19 protein-coding genes are annotated in these 22,173 nt (G+C 36.3%); 12 read left to right on the top strand and 7 right to left on the bottom strand.

The genetic code is table 11. The annotated features are described in order from the left end of the window. The first annotated feature begins 338 nt into the window (after positions 1 to 338). From J2Y60_RS16905 to J2Y60_RS16925, 5 genes are all read left to right on the top strand, one after another. Entirely contained in the window at positions 339 to 2,162 is a 1,824-nt protein-coding gene (locus J2Y60_RS16905) for a glycosyltransferase (protein WP_309920871.1), read from the top strand. Between the two features lie 147 nt (positions 2,163 to 2,309). Beyond that, positions 2,310 to 3,839 (top strand): GH3 auxin-responsive promoter family protein, encoded by a 1,530-nt coding sequence (locus J2Y60_RS16910; protein ID WP_309920869.1) that lies wholly within the window; start codon positions 2,310 to 2,312, stop codon positions 3,837 to 3,839. Between the two features lie 225 nt (positions 3,840 to 4,064). Beyond that, positions 4,065 to 4,421 carry a winged helix-turn-helix domain-containing protein gene (locus tag J2Y60_RS16915; protein WP_309920866.1) on the top strand — a complete coding sequence of 119 codons (357 nt, stop codon included), beginning with the start codon at positions 4,065 to 4,067 and terminating at the stop codon, positions 4,419 to 4,421. 71 nt (positions 4,422 to 4,492) lie between these two features. Then, positions 4,493 to 5,230, top strand: coding sequence for a sulfite exporter TauE/SafE family protein (locus tag J2Y60_RS16920; RefSeq protein ID WP_309920863.1), 738 nt, complete (start codon positions 4,493 to 4,495; stop codon positions 5,228 to 5,230). Positions 5,231 to 5,297: 67 nt separating this feature from the next. Next, entirely contained in the window at positions 5,298 to 7,916 is a 2,619-nt protein-coding gene (locus tag J2Y60_RS16925; RefSeq protein WP_309920860.1) for a TonB-dependent receptor domain-containing protein, read from the top strand. A gap of 54 nt (positions 7,917 to 7,970) precedes the next feature. Here the strand turns inward: J2Y60_RS16925 and J2Y60_RS16930 are convergent, their stop codons facing one another. From J2Y60_RS16930 to J2Y60_RS16945, 4 genes are all read right to left on the bottom strand, one after another. Then, complete coding sequence (locus J2Y60_RS16930) at positions 7,971 to 8,543, bottom strand: cytochrome c oxidase subunit 3 (protein WP_309920857.1); 573 nt, start codon at positions 8,541 to 8,543, stop codon at positions 7,971 to 7,973. An 82-nt stretch (positions 8,544 to 8,625) separates the two neighbouring features. Continuing rightward, positions 8,626 to 9,432 carry a 4-(cytidine 5'-diphospho)-2-C-methyl-D-erythritol kinase gene (gene ispE / locus J2Y60_RS16935; protein ID WP_309920854.1) on the bottom strand — a complete coding sequence of 269 codons (807 nt, stop codon included), beginning with the start codon at positions 9,430 to 9,432 and terminating at the stop codon, positions 8,626 to 8,628. 49 nt (positions 9,433 to 9,481) lie between these two features. Then, positions 9,482 to 10,327: a glycerophosphodiester phosphodiesterase family protein gene (locus J2Y60_RS16940; RefSeq protein WP_309920851.1), complete on the bottom strand. Its 846-nt coding sequence runs from the start codon at positions 10,325 to 10,327 to the stop codon at positions 9,482 to 9,484. A gap of 89 nt (positions 10,328 to 10,416) precedes the next feature. After that, positions 10,417 to 11,256, bottom strand: coding sequence for an AraC family transcriptional regulator (locus J2Y60_RS16945; RefSeq protein ID WP_309920848.1), 840 nt, complete (start codon positions 11,254 to 11,256; stop codon positions 10,417 to 10,419). A 123-nt stretch (positions 11,257 to 11,379) separates the two neighbouring features. On the opposite strand from J2Y60_RS16945, the gene J2Y60_RS16950 reads away from it, so the two are divergent. The 7 genes from J2Y60_RS16950 to smpB all read left to right on the top strand — a co-directional run bounded on the left by J2Y60_RS16950 (position 11,380) and on the right by smpB (position 18,274). Further along, on the top strand, positions 11,380 to 12,252 hold the full coding sequence (locus tag J2Y60_RS16950) for a DUF1080 domain-containing protein (protein WP_309920844.1): 873 nt from the start codon (positions 11,380 to 11,382) through the stop codon (positions 12,250 to 12,252). Positions 12,253 to 12,290: 38 nt separating this feature from the next. Beyond that, complete coding sequence (locus tag J2Y60_RS16955) at positions 12,291 to 12,692, top strand: Dabb family protein (protein ID WP_309920841.1); 402 nt, start codon at positions 12,291 to 12,293, stop codon at positions 12,690 to 12,692. Between the two features lie 490 nt (positions 12,693 to 13,182). Continuing rightward, entirely contained in the window at positions 13,183 to 13,644 is a 462-nt protein-coding gene (locus J2Y60_RS16960; RefSeq protein ID WP_309920838.1) for a GNAT family N-acetyltransferase, read from the top strand. Positions 13,645 to 13,962: 318 nt separating this feature from the next. Continuing rightward, on the top strand, positions 13,963 to 16,410 hold the full coding sequence (locus tag J2Y60_RS16965; protein ID WP_309920835.1) for a penicillin acylase family protein: 2,448 nt from the start codon (positions 13,963 to 13,965) through the stop codon (positions 16,408 to 16,410). A gap of 24 nt (positions 16,411 to 16,434) precedes the next feature. After that, the gene (locus J2Y60_RS16970; RefSeq protein WP_309920832.1) at positions 16,435 to 16,845 is read left to right on the top strand and encodes a hypothetical protein; all 411 of its coding nucleotides are present in this window, start codon (positions 16,435 to 16,437) and stop codon (positions 16,843 to 16,845) included. A gap of 247 nt (positions 16,846 to 17,092) precedes the next feature. After that, on the top strand, positions 17,093 to 17,692 hold the full coding sequence (locus J2Y60_RS16975) for an OmpH family outer membrane protein (RefSeq protein WP_309920830.1): 600 nt from the start codon (positions 17,093 to 17,095) through the stop codon (positions 17,690 to 17,692). Between the two features lie 126 nt (positions 17,693 to 17,818). After that, positions 17,819 to 18,274, top strand: a complete 456-nt coding sequence (gene smpB, locus J2Y60_RS16980; RefSeq protein ID WP_184137047.1) for an SsrA-binding protein SmpB — start codon at positions 17,819 to 17,821, stop codon at positions 18,272 to 18,274. A 98-nt stretch (positions 18,275 to 18,372) separates the two neighbouring features. Here the strand turns inward: smpB and J2Y60_RS16985 are convergent, their stop codons facing one another. The 3 genes from J2Y60_RS16985 to J2Y60_RS16995 all read right to left on the bottom strand — a co-directional run bounded on the left by J2Y60_RS16985 (position 18,373) and on the right by J2Y60_RS16995 (position 22,149). Then, positions 18,373 to 20,136, bottom strand: a complete 1,764-nt coding sequence (locus tag J2Y60_RS16985; RefSeq protein WP_309920827.1) for an ABC transporter ATP-binding protein — start codon at positions 20,134 to 20,136, stop codon at positions 18,373 to 18,375. Positions 20,137 to 20,280: 144 nt separating this feature from the next. Continuing rightward, positions 20,281 to 21,480: an L-2-hydroxyglutarate oxidase gene (lhgO, locus tag J2Y60_RS16990; RefSeq protein WP_309920824.1), complete on the bottom strand. Its 1,200-nt coding sequence runs from the start codon at positions 21,478 to 21,480 to the stop codon at positions 20,281 to 20,283. A 126-nt stretch (positions 21,481 to 21,606) separates the two neighbouring features. Next, positions 21,607 to 22,149 carry a hypothetical protein gene (locus tag J2Y60_RS16995; protein ID WP_309920821.1) on the bottom strand — a complete coding sequence of 181 codons (543 nt, stop codon included), beginning with the start codon at positions 22,147 to 22,149 and terminating at the stop codon, positions 21,607 to 21,609. Positions 22,150 to 22,173: the final 24 nt, after the last annotated feature.

Here is a 22,173-nt window from a genome sequence, read left to right on the forward strand (position 1 = left end):
GATGTTAATTACTCCATAATATCAAAAGCGTTAAATATTAATTAGAATTAAGCACAAATTTGTCCTCATTCTTTTAGATTTGTATTCGATTTATCAGCAATGTGTATTACTTTTAGGATAAGTATATATAATAGTAACAACATTTAAAGACAGCCTTGCATTTCATTATTAGCATTTTTTATAAATAAATATAGATTACAAAATATTCCTTTGGCTTGAAAGAGTAATAAAATTCACGCAAAAGTAAAATTGATTTTATTTTAATTTTTCTTAAAATATGAATATTATTTACGTTCATATTTGTAAACAGAAAATATTCTAAAACTTAATACCGACGAATGGAAATTCAAAACCCTCTCACATCATCCGCTAATAAGCAAAAAGTTTTAATTGAAATTGCTTGGGAAACCTGTAACCAAGTTGGTGGAATCTACACCGTAATTCGTACCAAAGTGCCATCAATGGTTGAAAAGTGGGGTAATAATTATTTTTTGTTAGGGCCATATTTTCCACAAACAGCTTCTGCTGAATTTGAACCTATTCACGATTTAGATGATTCGATTTTGGGTAAAACCATTCAGAAAATGCGTTCGATGGGTTTAGGGGTACATTATGGATATTGGTTAGTTACAGGAAAACCCAGAATTGTATTGTTTGATTTAGCAACCGTTGCTGACAGACTTAATCAGATAAAAGCAAGTCTTTGGGATAAGCATCAAGTATCAACATTACATGTTGAAGACATCGTAAACCAAACAATATTGTTTGGTGAAATGATTCGTATTTTTTTAACAGAATTGGCGAATGACCAAGGAAGTAAGACGGAAATAGTTGCCCATATCCACGAATGGATGTCGGCTACTTGTATTCCTGATTTGAGAAAAGATAACGTTAAAATCGCTACTGTTTTTACTACCCATGCTACGATGCTGGGGCGTTATTTAGCAGGAAATGTGCCTGATTTTTATGATAAATTACATACATTCAATTGGCTAGACGAAGCTCGTCATTACGGTATCGAAGCCCAAGCTACCATCGAACGCTTGGCTGCGAATATGTGTCATGTAATGACAACGGTAAGTGATGTAACTGCCAGAGAATGCGAGTTCTTGTTGGGTAAAGTACCAGACTTGATTTTACCGAATGGATTAAATATTACTCGATTCTCGGCTATGCACGAACATCAAAATTTACATACGCTTTTCAAAGACCGTATCAATGAATTTGTGATGGGGCATTTTTTCCAGAGCCAGCCTTTTGATTTAAGTAAAACGCTTTATTTCTTTACATCGGGTAGATATGAGTTTTCAAACAAAGGCTATGATATTACTTTAGAAGCCTTGGCACGTTTGAACTGGAAAATGAAACAAGCCAAAATAGATAAAACGGTTGTGATGTTTTTTATTACCAAACAGCCTTATCATTCTATTGACCCAGAGGTACTACAGTCAAGAGCGGTAATGGACGAAATCCATGAAACTTGTAATGCTATTGAAAAACAAATTGGCGAGAAGCTTTTCAATGCTTCGGCTTCGGCAACAGATTTACAGATGCCAGATTTGAACGGATTCATTGATGAGTACTGGCGTTTGCGCTTGCGTAGAACTATTCAGACTTGGAAGACTAATAAGCGTCCGAAAGTGGTAACACACTTGTTGAAAAATGAAGATGGGATTACGGATTATACCAAAAAAGCAAATTTGATGAACAATCCTGACGACAAAGTAAAGATTGTTTATCACCCAGACTTTATTGTGTCGACAAACCCTCTTTTCGGGCTTGATTATGGACAATTTGTAAGAGGGTGTAATCTTGGGGTTTTCCCAAGTTATTACGAGCCTTGGGGATATACACCACTAGAATGTATTGCCAGAGGTGTTCCTACTATTACTTCAGACCTTTCGGGCTTTGGTGATTATATGATGCAAATCATGCGTGACTATGAACAATGGGGCGTAATGGTAGTAAACCGTAAAACACAAGATTTCCATAAAGCAGCAGAACAACTTTCGGAAATGCTTTTGAAATTTGTAAAGCAGTCGCTTCGTGAAAGAATTACCCAGCGAAACCGTGTAGAAAGTATTTCTGATACGTTCGATTGGAGTAACTTACGAGCATATTATGATACTGCTCAGGACTTAGCATTGAAAAGAAGAAAATAAGCATTTGCAGGAAGTCGGCCCTTGAAAGCTGACTTCTGTATTTTTAGTATAGCGTCACCCTATTATTTGCTTACTTGATACATTCAATAAATTCTATTAAGTTTGTAAATAGACAATCTCTAATTTTAAAGCCGACATTCTTAACTTATGGATATTCTTAATGAAACAATCGCTTGGTTGATGAAGAGACGTTTGCCCCGTATCCAGTCTTTTATGGAACGACCTATGGAAACGCAGGAAGATATGTTTTGGAGTCTTATTCAGTCGGCAAGGCATACAGAGTGGGGAAAAAAATACGATTACCAGTCAATTTCTTCTATCAAGCACTTTCAAGAAAGAGTACCCATTTCAAATTACGAAAGCCTTTATCCTTATATTGAAAGGATGATGCACGGAGAACAAAATATCCTATGGCATTCTGACATTCAATATTTTTCAAAATCTTCTGGCACAACCAACGCCCGTAGTAAATACATTCCTGTTTCTAAAGAATCTCTGGACGATTGTCATTTCATGGGAGGAAAAGACATGATGACACTTTTGGTAGAAAACAAACCTGATACAGCCGTTTTTTCTGGCAAAGGTCTTTCTATTGGTGGTAGTTTGCAGTCTAATCAGTTAAATGCTCGCACTTATCTGGGTGATGTTTCGGCTGTGGTCATGAAAAACCTTCCGATTTGGGCTCAACTCATTCGTACGCCCTCTTTGGAAGTAGCCTTGATGGATGTTTGGGAAGAGAAGATTCAAAAAATGGCGGAGGTAACTTCTCAGGAAAATGTTACGAGTATCTTAGGCGTACCTACTTGGACTTTAGTATTGATTGACAAAATATTAGAAATTACGGGCAAAGATAATATCTTGGAAGTATGGCCAAATTTTGAGTTTTTCATTCACGGGGCGGTGGCTTTTCAGCCTTATCGAGAAATGTTCAGTCATCAAGTTTTTCCGTCTTCTTCTGTAAATTATCTTGAAATCTATAATGCTTCCGAAGGATTTTTCGGGATTCAAGACGATTTCAACCGAAAAGATGAAATGCTTTTGATGCTTGACTATGGCATTTTCTATGAGTTTATTCCGATGGAAGACATTGAGTTAGCTCATCCAAAAGCGTTGACAATAGAGGAGGTAGAACTCAATAAAAACTATGCTATCCTTATTTCGACTAATTCGGGTTTATGGCGTTATAAAATTGGTGATACGGTAAGGTTTACTTCTCGTTATCCTTTCAGGATTAAAATATCAGGTAGAACCAAGCATTTTATCAATGCATTTGGTGAAGAACTGATTATTGAAAATGCTGAAATAGCCATTACACGTGCCTGCGAAGCAACTGGCGCTATTTTGAGTGATTATACTGCCGGCCCAGTATATATGGATAATAAGCAACAGGGCTGTCATGAATGGATTATTGAGTTTTCGCAAGCACCAAACGACCAGCAGGTATTCAATACGGTGCTGGATGAAACGCTCAGAGAAATTAATTCTGATTACGATGCCAAAAGATATAAAGATATGGTATTGAGTCCCCCAAAGGTGAATGTAGTACCGAAGGAGACTTTTTATGCTTGGATGCGTAATCGTGGAAAATTAGGGGGACAACATAAAGTACCAAGATTGAGTAACTCACGAGAATTTTTAGAACAGATTTTAGTATTGGCTAAAGAGGTTTGTGTTTAAGAGCTTTTAGCCGTGAGCGATGAGCTGTCAGCCTTGAGCAATGAGCAACGAGTAATGAGCTTTTAGGTGTCGACTTTGAGCTTTTCAGTTTTGAGCTAATCCTAAAATCAAAAAAGTCTTTAGTCTAACGTCTAGTATCTTTTGTCTAAAAATCTTAAAGTCCAAAATCCTAAAGTCTTAATACCTAAAGTCCTAATCCCCAAAGTCCAGAAAGAGTCAAAAAAAATGAAATCCCTTCTTCCAACAAATAATGATATATGTGTAAAAGGAACAATTTGGATAGAAAACCATGATGGTTCAGAGCGTTTTCTGGGCAAAGGACGTATTCAATTACTAGAACTGATTATTGAACACGGTTCAATCTCCAAAGCCGCCAAGGCAATGGAAATGTCTTATAAAAGAGCTTGGGATTTGATTACCTCCATGAATACTCAGTCAACCAAACCTTTTGTAATCACACAAGTAGGAGGGAAAAGCGGAGGAGGCACCATCGTTACGCCAGAAGGGCTCCAAGCCATTGAAGCCTACAAGTCTCTTCAAGCTCGTTTTCAGGCATTTCTCGCCCAAGAAAATCAAAAATAGTCTAAAGTCAATTTTTTCTATGTAATGTATTTATTGAAAAACGCTATATTTGTTAAAATATAACGTTTGGTATGGATGCAACTTTCTTGTTAATGCTGTTGCTTTTAAGCATCGTAGCATTTTTATATTCTTCTGTAGGGCATGGCGGGGCGAGTGGCTATTTGGCAGTCATGGCGATTGTAGGAGTAGCTCCGTCTTTAATGAAATCTTCGGCCTTGATTATGAACCTTGCAGTTTCCCTCTTTTCATTTTTGGGATTTTATCGGGCAGGTCATTTTAAGTTTAAACTATTCTGGCCCTTTGCTATAGCCAGTATTCCCTTTGCCTATTTAGGAGGAACTATGACCCTTTCAGATGCCATCTATAAGAAAATTCTAGCCGTTTGTATTCTTATTTCCATTGCTCGTTTATTGTATCAGTTCAAACAAGAAGAAACCGAAAATAAAGAAGTACCACTTTGGGCTGGCTTGACCTCTGGCGGAATAATAGGTTTGCTGTCGGGAATGATTGGCATAGGCGGAGGCATCGTTTTGAGTCCGCTAATGCTGTTGATGAAATGGGCAAAACTCAAAGAAACTGCCGCAGTTTCTGCACTTTTTATTTTTGTTAATTCTCTTTCTGGGTTATACGGACAAATTACAAAAGGAAATATGCACATTCCAGAAAACCTACAATGGGCTATCTGTGCTACTATTTTAGGGGGCTTGTTTGGCTCGTATTTTGGGAGCCAAAAGTTTAACCTACCTACACTTCGTTACTTGTTGGCCTTGGGGCTAATAATTGCCTCTGCCAAATTGATATTTACCTAATAGTTATAATCGTAAAACAGCTACTCATTTAAACTTTATCTACTATTTTAACATCAACGTTACCTCTATGATAACAACGCTACTCAGATGTCTATCGTTATATTTTTCAAAATATAATGCTTTTAAAACAAAGCATTTCCTTTTACTGAGTATTTTGGCTACAGTAAGTTTTACAGCCCAATCTCAGAAAAAAATTCAACAGATAGTTTATAAAGATACCATTCGACAGTTATCGGAAGTAGTTGTAACGGCATCAAGAATGCCCGAAAGTGTGTTGAAATCGCCGATTAGCATTGCTTTATTGGATAATAAAACGATTCAAAATTCAGCCGCACCTTCCTTTTATGATGCTATCGAAAACATCAAAGGAGTTCAGTTACTGACGTCAAGTTTGGGTTTTAAGGTATACAATACCCGTGGTTTTGCAAACCCTACCAATGTACGATTTGTACAATTAGTAGATGGTGTCGATAACCAAGCACCTCATATAGGCTCGCCCATTGCTAGTGCTTTAGCACCTACCGATTTGGATGTTGACCATGTTGAAATGCTGCATGGTGCAGCTTCCGCCTTATACGGAATGAATGCCCTCAATGGTTTGGTGAATATTTTCTCTAAAAATCCATTCGAATATCAAGGGCTTAGTTTTCAGCAGAAAACAGGTGTCAATCATTTTAATGATAACAATGCTTCTGTGCATATTTTTAGTGAAAGCTCTATTCGCTGGGCAAAGGCATTTAATAATATGTTTGCGACAAAAATCAATGTTGAATACCTGACGGGCTATGATTGGATTTCGGATAATAACAGCGATTTAAACCCGAATGGGAATGCTAGCTTAAACCTTTTTGGAAACGATAATCCCGCTTATGACGGTATCAATGGATATGGAAATGAATCGTCGAATAGAAGAAATTTGACTTTAGGGGGCAAACGTTATTCAGTAGCCCGAACAGGATATATGGAAAAAGAAATTGCTGATTTTTCTCTCAGAAATATCAAAGGAGACATTAGCTTGTTCGTTCGTCCTATTAAAAACTGGGAGATAGCTTATACTTATCGTTTCGGCGTATTAGATAATCTTTACCAGCGTACCAACCGCTTTCGATTGAATGATTACCGTATCGACCAGCATAGTATTAGCTTAAAGACGCCCTCTATTCAAGCAAAACTATACATGACTCACGAAAATACTGGGCAGTCATATAACATTCGTTCAATGGCAGAGAATATCGACCGTAGTTTTAAAGGGGATGATGCTTGGTTTACAGATTTCACCAATCAATTCAATGCTAGTACGAATACAGGTAAAAGTGTTACCGAAGCATTGCAATTAGCCCGTAGCCAAGCTGATAAAGGAAGACCTCAACCTCATACAGCCGAATTTGATGCTTTAATCAAGAAATTGGGGGATATTAATAACTGGGACATTGGTGCGGCTTTGCGAGTACAATCTTGGTTATATCATGCAGAGGCACAAGCAGATTTAACCCAACAGTTATTGAGTAGCTTACGAGAAAAATGGGGACTAAATATCCTGACAGGTGTTGATTATAGAACATTTGAAGTAGTACCCGATGGAAACTATTTTATTAATCCTACAAAGCCTGATCAAAACCTGACTTATGATAAAGTAGGAGGTTTTGTGCAGGTAACAAAATTGTTTTTGAATGATAAAATCAAATTTAATGGAGCGTTGAGAGCCGATAAAAATCAATATTTTGATTTGCGATGGAATCCGAGAGTAGCCCTTGTTTACTCGCCAACTGGCGACCAGAATATTAGGATTTCTTATCAAAATGCTTATCGTTTCCCAAGTCTTTTTGAGGCTTTCTCGAATGTTAATAGCGGAGGGGTAAAAAGAGTAGGAGGGTTACCAATAATGTCACAGGGGATTTTTGAGAACTCTTATTTCAAAACCTCTATCGATGCTTTTCAAACGGCTATTACTAATGATGTTAATAAAAATGGATTAACAACGGCACAGGCAGTGGTTAAAAACAAAGGACTCTTGAAAAAGAATGATTATGGTTATATTCAGCCTGAATCAGTGAATAGTTTTGAGATTGGCTATAAAGGACAATGGTTTGATAAACGACTATACGTTGACATTGATTTTTATTATAATCAATACCAGAACTTTATGGCTCAGGTAGAAACAAATCTACCGCTCACTGCTAGTGCAAATCCAGATTCAATCGCATTTGCCTTGAACGACCGTACTAAAAATCAACGCTATCGTGTATGGACAAACTCTAAAACCACGGTTTTCAATTATGGTGGAAGCATAGGGTTGAGTTATAGGGTTTATAAAACTTTTATGCTCTCGGGAAATGCATCGTATGCTCAGTTAGACCATAAGACTACCAACGATGGATTAGAAGAAGCCTTTAATACGCCAAGATGGATTATGAATGTATCAATCAGTAATCGAAAAATAACAGAACGGTTAGGATTCAATGTCAACTTGAAATGGCAAGAACAGTTTTTATGGCAATCGTCTCTAGCGACGGGCACTGTACTAGCCTATTCAACACTAGACGGGCAATTGACGTATGCTTTACCAGCACAAAGCTTGACACTGAAATTGGGAGGAACAAACCTTTTAAATAAGTATTATTATAACTTTTTGGCTGGGCCAAGTGTAGGGGGCTTTTATTATCTAAGTGCAACTTTTAATCTTTAGCATAGTTGTGGATTTGTGATTTAACGTTTTACTATAAAATCTCAAATCCACCTTTTAGTTTTGCCAAAGTAAAAACAAGAAAAGTAATATCCATAGCAAATCTACAAAGTGCCAATAGAATACAATCAGGTTGATTTTTAATTGATTCGGAGGATTAACTGAATACACAAAAGAATCGATATACGGAATCCTTTTGATAGCTTCCAAGAATATTTTGATTAGAAAAAATAGTCCTACCAGAAGATGTAAGATGTGTAATCCTGAAAGTATATAGACAAACCCACGGGCAGTACGGAAGTGATTATTCACATTGAGCGATAATAGTTGTTGCCAACCTACTAATTGCATGACAACAAAGAGTAAGCCCAGTACAAGCGTAATACCAGTATAGATACGATAATTGAAAAAATTATCTTCTTTAAAATTCAAATTTGCTAAATGAATTGTCAGGCTACTGATTAACATTAACAAAGTGCTTACCCAAAAAATAGGAGGTAATATTAGCTTACCAAAACCTGCATTGGGTCTTTCAATACCCAAATAGGTTAATAATAAGCCTAGAAATATCAATCCACTTCCGAAGATTGCCATCTGAAGCATAAATTTAAAAGGTTCTCTGCGTTGCATATTTGTGTTTAATCTTAAGTTTAGACTACTACAGAGGAAAATTCAGTAATTAGTTTTCAAATTAGCGTATCTTCAAATCTATTTATAGTTTCCCTTCCCAAACGGCGTATTCTTCAAAGTGTTTTTTTGTTGCTATTGCTTCTTCAAAAATTCCAAATACCGTTGAGCCTGAGCCAGTCATGCTTGCATACGAAGCTCCAAGTTCGTATAATTTATTCTTGATGTTTTCGATACGTGGATATTTGGGTAAGAGATGCGTTTCAAAATCATTTTTCACCACATTTTTCCATGTTTGAACAGGTTCTTTCAAAACTTCTCTTAAGTCAATCTCATTCTTTTGTGGCTTTACTCCTGAATAAGCCTCGGCAGTAGAAATATGAATGTTAGGATTTACCAATACGATAAACTTTCCTGTTAAATCAATAGTAATATCAGCAAATTCATCTCCTTTCCCGAAACAATATTGGGGCTGATTTTGAATAAAAAAGGCACAATCGCTCCCCAAACGACGAGCGTAGTTTTCCATTTGCTCTATTGATAAATGTAACACAAAAAGCTCGTTCAAAGTTTTGATGGTAAAGGCACAATCTGCCGAACCTCCTCCCATACCTGCTCCAATGGGTACAACTTTATGGAGATGGATAGTGACGGGTGGAATATCAAAATCTTGTTTTAATAAATGATAGGCTTTTAGGCAAAGATTACTATCTGGACTTCCCGGAATAGGCAAGCCTGTGCTTTTAAAAGATAATTCATCGGCAGGTAAAATCTCTAAAATATCGCACCAACCAACAGGATAAAAACAAGATTCGAGGTTATGAAAACCGTCAGCACGTTTTTCAGTGATGTATAAACCAATATTGATTTTTGCGTTTGGGAAAGTAACCATTAGACTTTAATAATTGAAAATGTAAAAACAAAAATACTGCACAAAACGCCTATTTCCATAATTTTAATGCTCTGTCTGGATAATCAGTAATGAGCCCATCTGTGCCAATATTTTTCATGGCTAACATATCCGACGTTTCATTTACCGTCCAAGGAATCACTTTTATTCCTTTTTGATGACACATCGCTACTTTCCCTCTTGTCAATTGTTTGAAATAAGGACTGAAAACATCGGGGATAAAACCCAGTTTTTGCAAAGAAGGCTCAACACCTTCACGCTCTACCAAAGCCGATAAAGTACATTTATCATACTGCTTTATTTGGATTTGCTGATGCCAAAAACGAAGGACATTAAAATCAAAACTCTGGATAATTACTCTTTCAAAAGGAACATATTGGATGACCGTTTGATAAACTAAATGAGCAAATTCTTCAATGTTTTCAGGCTGAGAAATGCCATACTCTTTTTCTTCCGACTTGATTTCAATATTATAATGAACAAGGTTGAGTCCTTTTTGTTGGATGTAACCTTCACAAAAAGCCAACATTTCATTTAATAAAGGTTTGTTAGTAGCCAGTTTTTGTTGTTCAGGAAAAAGCCTATTGCCACGCAAACCAGTATCATATCGACTGATTTCTTCATAAGTCATCTGATACAAATTCAGCGATTTTTCTTCCTTTTTAGTAACAGCTAAACCATTTGGATGGGTAGAAAAAAGCGCATTGATATATGGTTCATGCGAAACCACTACCTGATGATCTTTCGTAATGCAAACATCTAACTCTAATGTTTCAACACCTAAATCCAATGCTTTTTTAAAAGCTAAAATAGTGTTTTCGGGCATTAACCCTCTACAACCTCTATGACCTTCTATTTCAAATGCTTTCTGTTGCATAAATAGTGTTTAAAAATTAGTTATTGATGATTGGTTTTTGTAACTGATTGATTATTAAAAAATTACTATATAAAATCATTTTGAAAGAATTAAGGTAAAGAAATTTTCCTGAAAGTAGTGGGCGTACTCCCTGTGTATTTCCTAAACTGTTTACAAAAATGACTTTCGTCGGTATAGCCAAATTCATCAGCAATTTCTGTTAGGGTTAGTTGGCTATATAATAAGCGGGCTTCGATGAGTTTGATTTTGTGCTTGATGATGTATTGTTTCAACGATTCGCCAGTGTGCTTTTTGAAAAAGATGCTAATATAAGCAGGAGCATAATTGAATACCTCCGCTAAATGTTCTACACTGAGTTCGGTTGGCTTATAGATGTGTTCTTTGATATACATCAGGATAGCTTCCACAGAATCTTGAAGGACTGGCTTGACGGGAGTCTGACCAAATAAATTTCGGGCAAGAATCATCATCATACTTCTCATTAAACTATCACGAATGATTTCAAAGTATTGAGATTGGCGAGCCTCATATTCTCTTTCCAATACCATTAACAGATTGTGTAATTTTTGCTTCTCTTGTTTGTCCTCTACGATAGACCCACGGCTTTGGGAGGAGGTATACAACAATGTTTTTATTATCTGTTGCCAAGCACTGTCTTTTTCTCCTATTTGTTGATGAAATGACTCATTGAAGCGGATAAAACAGAACTCTGTTAAATCATTAATTTCAAAATCATGATAATCTTCTGGGCCTAACAGAAAAACGTCTCCTTCTGAATATTGAAAAGTGTTTCTATTGATGTTATGAATACCATTTCCTTTTAGGATAAAAATAATCTCAAAGTAGGTATGCTTATGTACCGAGTGCATCCATTTAGTAGTCTCGAAATGATAAATATTAAAAGGGGTATGCAGTACATATCGTTTCATAATCATCTTATTAATAAAGCCATAAAAGTACCGAAAAATATTAGATTTTTACAACATATGCCGATTTGCTTTGAAGTAGTTTTACAGCTGTATAACCAACATACAAATAAAATAAAAATAACTATGAAACGTATATTCCTATCAATAACGCTGTTATTGTGTATTATTTTGCTTCCATCCATGAGTAAACCTGATGAATGGGAATCACTTTTAGACAAAGACCTTACACAGTGGGAAAGCTACTTAAGCTATCGCCATAAAAATGATTATAATGGAAAAATACCGAAAGACTCATTAGGAAATCCTATTCAGCCTATTGGTTATAATAAAGACGATACACATGTATTTTCTATTTTGAATGAACCAAGCGGCCCTGTTTTAAAAGTAAGTGGGGAAATATATGGCTGTCTGTTCACACGCAAGTCATACGAAAATTATCACCTTAAACTTCAAGTAAAGTGGGGTAAACAAAAATATGAGCCAAGGAAAAACAGTTTGCGAGATTCGGGAATACTTTATCATTCTATTGGAGAAGCAGGGGCAGAATATTGGCGTTCGTGGATGCTTTCTCAGGAGTTTCAAATTATGGAAGGACACATGGGCGATTACTGGTGTCAAGCTAATTCAGCCATTGATATACGTTCTTTCCCTTCAGAAGGTGTTATGAGTAGCATTGCCGATGAAAAACAACCATTCGGTACATTCAAAAAAGGAGGTGATTACTATTGTATGCGTTCTGATAATTACGAAAGTCCTAAAGGAGAATGGACAACGCTTGAGCTGATTTGTTTCAATGGCAAAAGCCTTCATATAGTCAATGGACACGTTGTAATGGTCCTAAAAAACTCACGATATATTACCTCAGATGGTAAAGAGGTGCCAATGACTAGTGGTAAGATTCAACTGCAAAGCGAATCAGCTGAAACATTTTATCGTGACATCCGTATAAAGCCATTGACTGCTATGCCTAAAATGTATGAAGGATTATTTAAATAGAAAATTATTCATTCCTTAAACTTCCAATAAATAATAATATGAAAACGATAAAACGACGTTCATTCTTGGCCAATGTGGCAATTACTTCGGCGCTAGTTACCGTTGCCTTACCATCAGAAGCAAAGCCTAAAGACAAAAAATTTGTACATCACGTATATTTTTGGCTGAAAAATCCATCGAACGAAGCTGACAGGACAAAGCTTATTGAAGGATTAACGACGTTATCAAAAGTACCTACTATTCGTTTCCATCATATTGGCTTGCCTGCCAGTACCAATCGTAGTGTGATTGACCGTAGCTATTCAGTTTCATGGATGCTATTTTTTGATAATCTGCAAGAAGAAGAAGTTTATCAAACACACCCTATTCACTTAAAGTTTATAGCAGATTACTCACATCTTTGGGAGAGAGTAGTGGTATATGATTCAGAACAGGTTTAGATTAAAGTAAATCCAAACGATTCCTTTCTAGCGGGTGACTTAAGTCCTATTGATTACCCACAAGTGTATTAATACCTGGTAATCAATAATTTTATCTCTAGCGAGGGACTTAAGTCCCTCGCTAGGAATAAGAGTTTCACGTAGTCAGGCTATGAAATGAGGCGACCAAAGCTCGGTTTGAAAGGCGATTTAAGCTTATTTAAACCAATTTTATCAATAATCACCTCTTCATTTCAACTTTTTAAAAGATGTGGGTAATCAGTAGGACTTAAGTCACCCGCTAGAAAGGAATCATTATGCAAAAAATTAAGATTTTATTAGCGTATTTGTTGGTATTTTGTGCCAATAAATACGCTAATGCTGTTTTTGGAGATAATCTATATTAACGATATTCAAATGTTTCTTATTAATCATTAGTCTTTTATTATCTTCAAAAGAAATTTAGAAAAGTTTTAATCCATTCCTTTTGCATATTCAAGACACAAAACCCATGAACCATATTATCATAAGAAAAGCTACTTTTGATGATTTAGAAACGCTTTATCGCTTTGAACAAGGCGTTATCGAAGCCGAAAGACCTTTCGATAAAACCTTAAAAAACGGACTTATTCATTATTACGATTTAGAAGGCATGATTACCGCCTCGCACATTGAATTATTAGTAGCTGATTTAGAGGGCGAATTAATAGGCTCAGGTTATGCCCGTATCGAAGATGCAAAGCCTTATCTCCAACATCCTAAGCATGGCTATTTGGGTTTTATGTATGTCGACCCTAACCACCGTGGAAAAGGAGTAAATATGAAAATTATTCAAGCGCTGAAAGAATGGGCACGTTCACAAAACATCTCAGAACTTCGTTTAGACGTATACCATGATAATATATCCGCTATAAAAGCCTACGAAAAAATTGGTTTCAGCAAACACATGATTGAGATGAGGTTGGGCTTATAAAATTTAGAATGGTTAGGTATTTTAACAAAAATAAAGGAATTATCAACCCACTAATATTCTATCTATGTTTAAAGTAGTTTACTAAAGAGTGCTCTTAACCAAAGAATGCCTTAATATATTGAAGTATCAATGGTAAGTGCACCAGACTAAACCAAACTGCTCAAAACCAGTCAATTAAATATATCCTATATTAATTTTAAAAAGTACTGAATATTAAATAAAATTCTTTACTCGCTTAATTTTCTTTGATGACTAAGATTAATATAAAATTTCTCTAAATTAGTGCAATTATCGTCGAACTAACATTTCCTACTGTCAATGAAAGATCCTAGAGTAAAAGCAATTGTCTCCTTGGTTATCACCTTTGCTTTGTGTTATGCCCTTAGTACAAATTGGGGAACTGCCCCAGCTTTTGGCCGTTTTCTAAGTCCTTTTACAGGTTTCTGGGTGAATGCAGAAAAACCTTTGACCGATAAAGCTGTTCAAGGCTCTTTAAAAATTGAAGGACTAACCGATGAAGTAACCGTTGAGTATGATGAATTAGGTATTCCGCACATTTTTGCCAACAATGACCACGACTTGTACCTAGCACAGGGATATGTTACAGCCAAAGACAGATTGTGGCAAATGGAGTTTCAAACACATTATGCAGCAGGGCGTTTGACAGAAATAGTAGGAGAAAAAGCATTAGAATCTGACAAATACAATCGTAGGATGGGGTCTGTCTATGGTGCAGAAAAATCTTTAGCAGGAATGCTAGAAGACCCACAGGCTAAAGTAGCCATCGAAGCCTATGCAGCAGGTGTAAATGCCTATATCAATCAACTAAAAGCAAGAACATTACCAGTAGAATACAAACTTTTAGGGTATAGCCCAGAGCTATGGACACCCTTGAAAAGTGCCTTGTTCTTAAAAAATATGTCATTCGTACTAGCTTCTGGCACAGATGATTTACGCATGACGAACATTTTGAGAAAATATGGCAGAGAAGTTGCCGAAGAACTTTTCCCTAATTATCCTTTTGAAGAAAGTCCTATTATTCCCACAGGAACTCCCCTTGATTTTACGCCACTTCCTTTGCCTAAAGCTCCTGCTGATTTTGTAGGAATAGGAAGTATGAAAGCGAGTACGGAACGCGATAAAGGAATTGGCTCGAACAACTGGGCAGTCAGTGGTAGTAAATCAGCTTCGGGTTTACCATTGTTAGCGAACGACCCACACCTTACCTTAAGTTTGCCTTCTATCTGGTATCAGATGCAATTAGTGGCGCCCAATGTAAATGTATATGGTGCAACAATGCCCGGAACACCCAATGTTATCGGAGGTTTTAATCGTGATATCGCTTGGGGAGTTACCAACGTAGGTGCTGATATTGTAGATTGGTATGAGGTAAAATTCAAGGATGCTAAGATGGAAGAATATTGGCATGATGGACAGTGGAAGAAAATCACCAGACGTTTTGAACAGTATATCATGAAAAATGGTGACGTAGTAAAAGACACCGTTTTATTTACCCACCACGGCCCAATTGTATATTTAGACAACGAAAAGCCTTTCAAGAAAAACATTCCTACAGGACATGCACTCAGATGGGTGGCACACGATAAATCGCAAGAATTAACGACATTTTATCGCTTAAATCGTGCTAAAAACTATGACGATTATGTAAAAGCCCTAAGCTTTTATTCTGCTCCAGCACAAAATTTTGTGTTTGCCAGCAATCAAGGCGATATTGCGCTGTGGGTAAATGGCAAGTTTCCATTGAAAGCCAAACTACAAGGCAAATACATTTTAGATGGAAGTGACAAAGCCGCTGATTGGCAAAGCTTTATTCCTCATGCACATAACCCTCATGTCAAAAATCCAGCGAGGGGATTTGTAAGTTCGGCTAATCAATCATCTACTGACCCTAGCTATCCATATTACATCAACTGGGAATTTGCTCCTTCTGAACGTGGCAGACGCATCAATCAGCGTTTAGAAAGTATGACTAACGTTACGGTAGATAGTTTAAGAGATTTGCAGAATGATAATTATAACCTAAAAGCCAATGGTATGTTGGATAAACTAATTAGTTTGGTAAAAACACCAACAGCTAAACAAGCCAAAGCCATTAAAGTATTACAAACGTGGAATAAGAAAAATGACCCAGAGGAGATTGCACCGTCAATTTTTGAAACATGGTCGAACTTATTGTATGAGTCTATTTGGGAAGATGAATTTGGTTATGACGGAAATATTCCAATGATGTATCCTTCTTGGGATAAAACAGCACAGTTAATAAACCAAACTCCAACAGTTAAATGGTTTGATAATGTAAAAACTAAGAATAAGGTTGAGACGCTCGAAGACTTAGCAAGTGCGTCATTGACAGCTACGATGGATAGTTTGACAAAATGGCAAAAAGCAGATATGGGCAATAGTTGGGCATGGGCAAATTATAAATCAACGGATATAAAACACTTGATTCCAGGGTTGAATTCATTTAGTAAAATGGATGTAAAAATCGGAGGAGGTAAAGGTATCGTAAATGCTACAACCGAACGCACTGGACCTTCGTGGAGAATGATTGTACAACTAGGAAAGAACAATACTTTTAAAGGATATGGCGTAATTCCAGGGGGACAGTCAGGAAATCCGGGTAGTCCTCATTATGACGATATGATTGAAACGTGGCGACAAGGTAAATTGAATGAATTATTATTCCTTCAAAGCAAAGATGAAAAGTCTGCTAGAATTAAAAAGACAATTAAGCTAACCAAATAATAAGTAGCGTTAAAATTTTAAAAAATGGCAAATAATATTTCAACCACAGAAAAAGAATCATCATTATTAGGCAAAATAGGTTCTTCGTTTTTTAGTCCGCTTACTTCAATCATTATTATGGTGGCTTTTGTGAGTCAGTATTTTTTTGATTGGTGGGTAATAGCCTTAGCAGCCTTTGCTGTTTGTTATTTACAAGCAAAATCTAGTGGGGAAGCCTTTCGTAAAAGTGCAGCGGGTATTGCAGTACTATGGCTTTTAGTAACATTATATTATCATATAGCTACAGATGGAATACTTTCTACCAAAATTGCCTCAATCCTTCCTTTAGGTGGAAATGCTGGGCTTTTAATAGCCGTAACGGTATTGATTGGTGGATTAGTAGGCGGTTTTGCAGGAATGAGTGGCTACTTAGTAAGGAAGTCTTTAGATAATTAAGACAGGCTTTTGACCTTTTAGCATAGAATTTTATGAGGCAAGCCAGCTATGCCTCGATTAAATTGTGTAGCATAGAAAAATGATAAAAAATATAACTGTTTGATTATCAGTATAATATTAATCAAAATATCACATTTTCAAATTGATACAAAATTAGTATATTTGTTAAATTTTTATCTTCTAATTACCCCATCCGAAGACTAACATAATTCAAAAATTATCCCTTGGGGCAGGGGCTTTAACTGAAATGAAAAAATTATCCCTAATCTTGTGCAGTGGCTTATTAGCAATTGGATGTTTCTCGTGTGATAAATCTGCCAACAAGGAAAACGCAACATCAAGCTCTTCAACCTCAACTACTAGCGGCGAAAAGAAAACAGTTTATGTAAACACAGATTCATTATTGGCAAATTATCAATTCTATAAAGATGCCCAAAAAGAATTTGAAAATAAGGGTTATCGTTTACAAGTAGATTTGGGTCAACGTGAAAGAGCTTTACAAGGTGAATTACAAGCAATTCAACAAAGAGCACAAACAATGACACAAGCAGACTTGCAAGCTGCTGATATGATGTTGAAGAAAAAAGGTTCTGAATTACAGCAATACAGCCAACAAAAACAAGCAGCTTTAGCCGAAGAGCAAGGCAAAAAAATGCAAGAATTGTATGCTAACATTCGTGAATATATCAAGAAGCACAATGCTGAAAACAAATTTGAATTTGTATTAGGATATACTTTGAGTGGCGGTGGAATTTTGTTCGCTGACGATAGTGCAGACAGAACAAAAGAGATTGTTGAAGGCTTAAACAAAGAATATGCTGAGAAAAAAGGACCTGAAAAGAAATAATTAAAGATTATTCTTTAAAGTTTTTATAATTTTGCGAAAGAAAAGCCGTACAGATTTGCTGTATGGCTTTTTTTAGCAAGAATTAATCCTACACTTTTTATCAACAAGTATTAAATTTTACAGAAAATGGCAAAGGAGAGCATAGAAAAAAATATAGAAATTAAGAATAGAAGGGCTTCGTTTGAGTATTTTTTTATTGAAAAATTCTCGGCAGGAGTAATGCTGATGGGTACTGAAATTAAGTCGATTCGTCAAGGGAAAGTAAATCTTACAGATGCCTACTGTTTGTTTCTGAATGAAGAATTGTACATCAGACAAATGAATATTTCTAAGTACAACGAAGGGACTCATTATAACCACGAGCCACTTAGAGACCGTAAATTACTGTTGACGAAGAAAGAAATTAAGAAGTTACAAAACAAACTGAAAGACCAAGGGCTGACCATTGTTCCGACCAGAATGTATATTTCTGACAGAGGTTTTGCTAAAATAGATATTGCTTTGGCGAAAGGTAAGAAGCTTTATGACAAACGTGATTCAATCAAAGAAAAGGATGTAAAGAGAAGCATGGAACGTGAATAAACAGTGATTTAATATGTCAACATACTAAATCACTGTTTATGTAAAGAACTAAGTAATGGGTCAAAACTCATCACTCACAATTCACAACTTTTACTTGTCTAGTCTATTTCTATCGAATCCTTTTCACCAACTTGTTGCCTCCACATCGCATAGTACAATCCTTTGTTGTCTAATAATGCAGTATGTGAGCCATTTTCTACGATTTTCCCTTTTTCCAATACAAAAATCTTATCGGCATGCATAATGGTAGAAAGTCGGTGGGCAATTACGATGGTAAGATGAGTATGCCCTTCCGAAACCTCACGAATGGTTTCCGAAATTTCTTCTTCTGTTAGTGAATCCAACGATGAAGTAGCTTCATCAAATACCAGTAAATTTGGATTACGCAATAAAGCTCTAGCAATGCTCAAGCGTTGTTTTTCACCCCCTGATACTTTTACGCCGCCTTCACCAATGACGCTGTCGAGTCCTTTGTCAGCACGTTCTAAAAGCGTATTACAAGCTGCTTTTTTCAATACATCCAAACATTGTTCATCAGTGGCAGATGGATTGACGAATAGTAAATTCTCTCTGATTGTTCCCGAGAAAAGCTGAGTGTCTTGTGTTACAAAACCGATGCGTTCACGTAGCTGGTCGAAATCAATCTCATTGTAGTTATGTCCATTGAAAAGAATTTTACCATCTTTTGGTCGATACAAACCTACCAGCAATTTCACTAAAGTAGATTTTCCAGAACCAGAAGGCCCTACAAAAGCAATGGTTTCACCTTTTTTCGCTTCAAATGAAATTTTTCGCAAGGCATCTTTCGTAGCAGATTGATGACGGAATTGTACATCTTCAAAAGCCAACGTATCAATACTAATAACAGGGTACGGGTTAGCAGGTTTTACTTCTACTGGAATTTTAAAAATATCTTCAAAATTCTGTAAAGAAACTTCTGCTTCACGATAAGTATTTACGACATTCCCAATTTCTTGTAATGGACCAAAAAGGAAGAACGAGTAAATATTCAATGAATAAAATTCACCAATGGTTATCTTTTTTTCATATATCAGGTAAATCAATACCAGTACCATTAATGCACGAATTAAATTCACGCACGTACCTTGTACGAAAGACATTGAACGGACATAACGCACCTTTTTGAGTTCAAGGGCTAGGATTTTCTGAGTCGTAGCATTCAATTGAGCCACCTCTTGTTTGGCTAAACCAAGTGATTTTACTAATTCAATGTTTCTTAAAGATTCTGTCGTAGAGCCTGCCAAACCCGTTGATTCTCGAACAATTTGTATTTGAATCGTTTTTATTTTTTTACTCAATACCGAACTAATCCAAGCAATCAGTGGTCCTGTTACTAAAAATAAAGGCAGAATCATCCAATGTACCGAAAAGGCATATATTGAGATAAATATCAGGGCAATTACCGACTGGAAAAGGATATTGATACCTACAGAAATCAACTTTTCTACATCCACTCTTACTTTTTGAAGCTTACCAAGGGTTTCTCCAGAGCGTTGGTCTTCAAAACTTTCGTAAGGTAATTCTAAAGAATGGCTAATACCATCGGCATAAATCTGTGCGCCTACCCGTTGTGTAACAGTACTGATAAAATAATCTTGAAAGTTTTTAGCTACTCTACTTACAAATGCTACGCCTACAGAAGCACCAGAGAGGGGGAGAATAGCATACAAGAACTCTTGAACAGTATGATTGTCTGAATTATAAACCGTTGCGACATCATCAATGATTTTACGGAAAATAAAAGGATCGAGCAGTGAAAAAATTTGATTAATAGCCGCCAAGGCTAAGGCACCAAGTACGGTAGCTTGGTATTTTTTTAAATAACGGTAAAGTATTCTCATGTGGATTGATCGCTGAATTATGGGATTACTTATTTAACTGAAACAAAAAAAAATAAGTTCTAAACAACTTACTTAACCATAAAAGAAATAGCCTCAAAACTATTAAATTTAGTTCTGAGGCTATTTTATTAATATTAAGTTTATCTAAAAACGCTTTAAAGCCATTTCAGAAACTGTTTGTCCGATTGACAATGAGGAAGTTGCAGCAGGAGATGGTGCATTCAAAATATTGATTACTTTCTCGTCTTCGATGATAGAGAAGTCATCTAATAACCCTCCAGTACGGTCGCAAGCCTGTGCTCTTACGCCAGCACCGCCTTCAATCAAATCAGATTCTTGAATATCTGGAATTAATTCTTGTAAAGCTTTTGTAAAAGCAGCCTTTGAAAAACTTCTGTACATTTCGCCCAAGCCTGTTTCCCAATATTTGGCTGCTACTTTCTGAAAACCACCCCATGTGAGGGTGTCCCACAGTTCTTTTGGGTCAATGTCTAATTTTTTATATCCTTCTTTTCTAAAAGCCAGTACCGCATTTGGCCCCGCTTCGATGCCCCCACGCATCATTCTAGTAAAGTGTACACCTAAGAATGGGAAATTTGGGTCTGGAACAGGGTAGATTAGGTTTTTAACCAAATAATGTTTCTCAGGACGAATTTTGAAATACTCGCCACGGAAAGGGACAATACGCACATCAATTGGATAATCTTGTGACATCTGTGCTACTTTGTCAGAGTACAGTCCTGCACAGTTAATCACCAATTTAGTTTCGTAGGTATTTCTTTCAGTTTTAATGATTGATAATGAATGCCCTTTGGTAACGCCTATTACTTTTTCATTAAATAGTAACTCAGCACCAAGGCTTCTTAATTTATCCGCCATTTTTTGCGATACTACTTTGTAATCAACAATTCCAGTTTGTGGAACCCACATACCTTCTACACAAGTAACATAAGGTTCATATTCTTTTACTTCTGCGGGCGAAATTTTACGCAATCCTTCTAATCCATTTTGTTGTCCCCGCACATAAAGGTTCTCTAACTGTTGGCGTTGTTCGTGCTTGGTAGCTACTACTACTTTCCCTGTTAGTTCATAAGGGATATTTTCTTGGTTACAAAAATCTATTAGCTGATGATATCCACGGATACAATTGGTTGCTTTCAGTGAACCGGGCTTATAATAAAGCCCCGAGTGAATAACACCAGAATTATTACCTGTTTGATGAACTGCTACTTCACGTTCTTTTTCAAGTACCAAAACTTTCATTTCTGGGCGTTGTTCCTTGATTCTTAGAGCGGTAGCAAGCCCAACGATTCCTCCTCCGATTACGATAATATCGTGCTGCATAATATATTTTAGGGTTTTCTCTTTAAATACCTTAACGAAAATAGGCTGTAAAGATACAACAAAAAGACCTGTGACGATTTAAAACGTCACAGGTCTTTTAAATTAGTCCGTAATTTCACTGAAATATTATATCGGTGATAGTTTATACGTTGTTGTAATTTCGGTAACAGAAGACGGTGAAGCGCCTAAAAAAGCCAAAGTCATCGTCCAAGCGTCATCCTGAGAACCATTTGGTTTTAACACAGAATTATACTCAATAACATCTTTATTGAACTGAACAATATTAAACACTTCTACCGGACTATTTTCAATAGCTAGTTCTAATTGTTTGTCATTATTGAGCAATTTCCACTTACCTTTCTGTACAACTAAACCTTCTTGAAGGCTTACAATAGTACCATCAGTCTTGAAATTGATTTGGATTTTAGAAATTGTATTGTTCAAGCCAACATTTTGTTGTCTTGAAAACACAAGTTTAGTTTTTGAGCCACCTTGAATATTAATTTCTCCGTATTGCCAAAAACTGTTAAGAAGCGTTTGTTTAACGCTATTAGTGCTCTTAGCACTGCTTGCAGGAACTACCTTTTCTAAAGGCGTAATACTTTCGTTGCAACTAGTCATCAGCCCAATACTCAGTATTGAGATGATCAATAAAAATGGTTTTCTCATTAAATTTAATGGCGGTTAAATTCA

The organism is Arcicella sp. BE140, from assembly GCF_031456255.1.
Classification (GTDB): Bacteria; Bacteroidota; Bacteroidia; order Cytophagales; family Spirosomataceae; genus Arcicella; species Arcicella aquatica.

Bases quoted from the DNA above. Each gene is read 5' to 3' on its own strand.
- J2Y60_RS16905 (WP_309920871.1), top strand. From the start codon at position 339: ATGGAAATTCAAAACCCTCTCACATCATCCGCTAATAAGCAAAAAGTT.
- J2Y60_RS16910 (WP_309920869.1), top strand. From the start codon at position 2,310: ATGGATATTCTTAATGAAACAATCGCTTGGTTGATGAAGAGACGTTTG.
- J2Y60_RS16915 (WP_309920866.1), top strand. From the start codon at position 4,065: ATGAAATCCCTTCTTCCAACAAATAATGATATATGTGTAAAAGGAACA.
- J2Y60_RS16920 (WP_309920863.1), top strand. From the start codon at position 4,493: ATGGATGCAACTTTCTTGTTAATGCTGTTGCTTTTAAGCATCGTAGCA.
- J2Y60_RS16925 (WP_309920860.1), top strand. From the start codon at position 5,298: ATGATAACAACGCTACTCAGATGTCTATCGTTATATTTTTCAAAATAT.
- J2Y60_RS16930 (WP_309920857.1), bottom strand. From the start codon at position 8,543: ATGCAACGCAGAGAACCTTTTAAATTTATGCTTCAGATGGCAATCTTC.
- ispE (WP_309920854.1), bottom strand. From the start codon at position 9,432: ATGGTTACTTTCCCAAACGCAAAAATCAATATTGGTTTATACATCACT.
- J2Y60_RS16940 (WP_309920851.1), bottom strand. From the start codon at position 10,327: ATGCAACAGAAAGCATTTGAAATAGAAGGTCATAGAGGTTGTAGAGGG.
- J2Y60_RS16945 (WP_309920848.1), bottom strand. From the start codon at position 11,256: ATGAAACGATATGTACTGCATACCCCTTTTAATATTTATCATTTCGAG.
- J2Y60_RS16950 (WP_309920844.1), top strand. From the start codon at position 11,380: ATGAAACGTATATTCCTATCAATAACGCTGTTATTGTGTATTATTTTG.
- J2Y60_RS16955 (WP_309920841.1), top strand. From the start codon at position 12,291: ATGAAAACGATAAAACGACGTTCATTCTTGGCCAATGTGGCAATTACT.
- J2Y60_RS16960 (WP_309920838.1), top strand. From the start codon at position 13,183: ATGAACCATATTATCATAAGAAAAGCTACTTTTGATGATTTAGAAACG.
- J2Y60_RS16965 (WP_309920835.1), top strand. From the start codon at position 13,963: ATGAAAGATCCTAGAGTAAAAGCAATTGTCTCCTTGGTTATCACCTTT.
- J2Y60_RS16970 (WP_309920832.1), top strand. From the start codon at position 16,435: ATGGCAAATAATATTTCAACCACAGAAAAAGAATCATCATTATTAGGC.
- J2Y60_RS16975 (WP_309920830.1), top strand. From the start codon at position 17,093: ATGAAAAAATTATCCCTAATCTTGTGCAGTGGCTTATTAGCAATTGGA.
- smpB (WP_184137047.1), top strand. From the start codon at position 17,819: ATGGCAAAGGAGAGCATAGAAAAAAATATAGAAATTAAGAATAGAAGG.
- J2Y60_RS16985 (WP_309920827.1), bottom strand. From the start codon at position 20,136: ATGAGAATACTTTACCGTTATTTAAAAAAATACCAAGCTACCGTACTT.
- lhgO (WP_309920824.1), bottom strand. From the start codon at position 21,480: ATGCAGCACGATATTATCGTAATCGGAGGAGGAATCGTTGGGCTTGCT.
- J2Y60_RS16995 (WP_309920821.1), bottom strand. From the start codon at position 22,149: ATGAGAAAACCATTTTTATTGATCATCTCAATACTGAGTATTGGGCTG.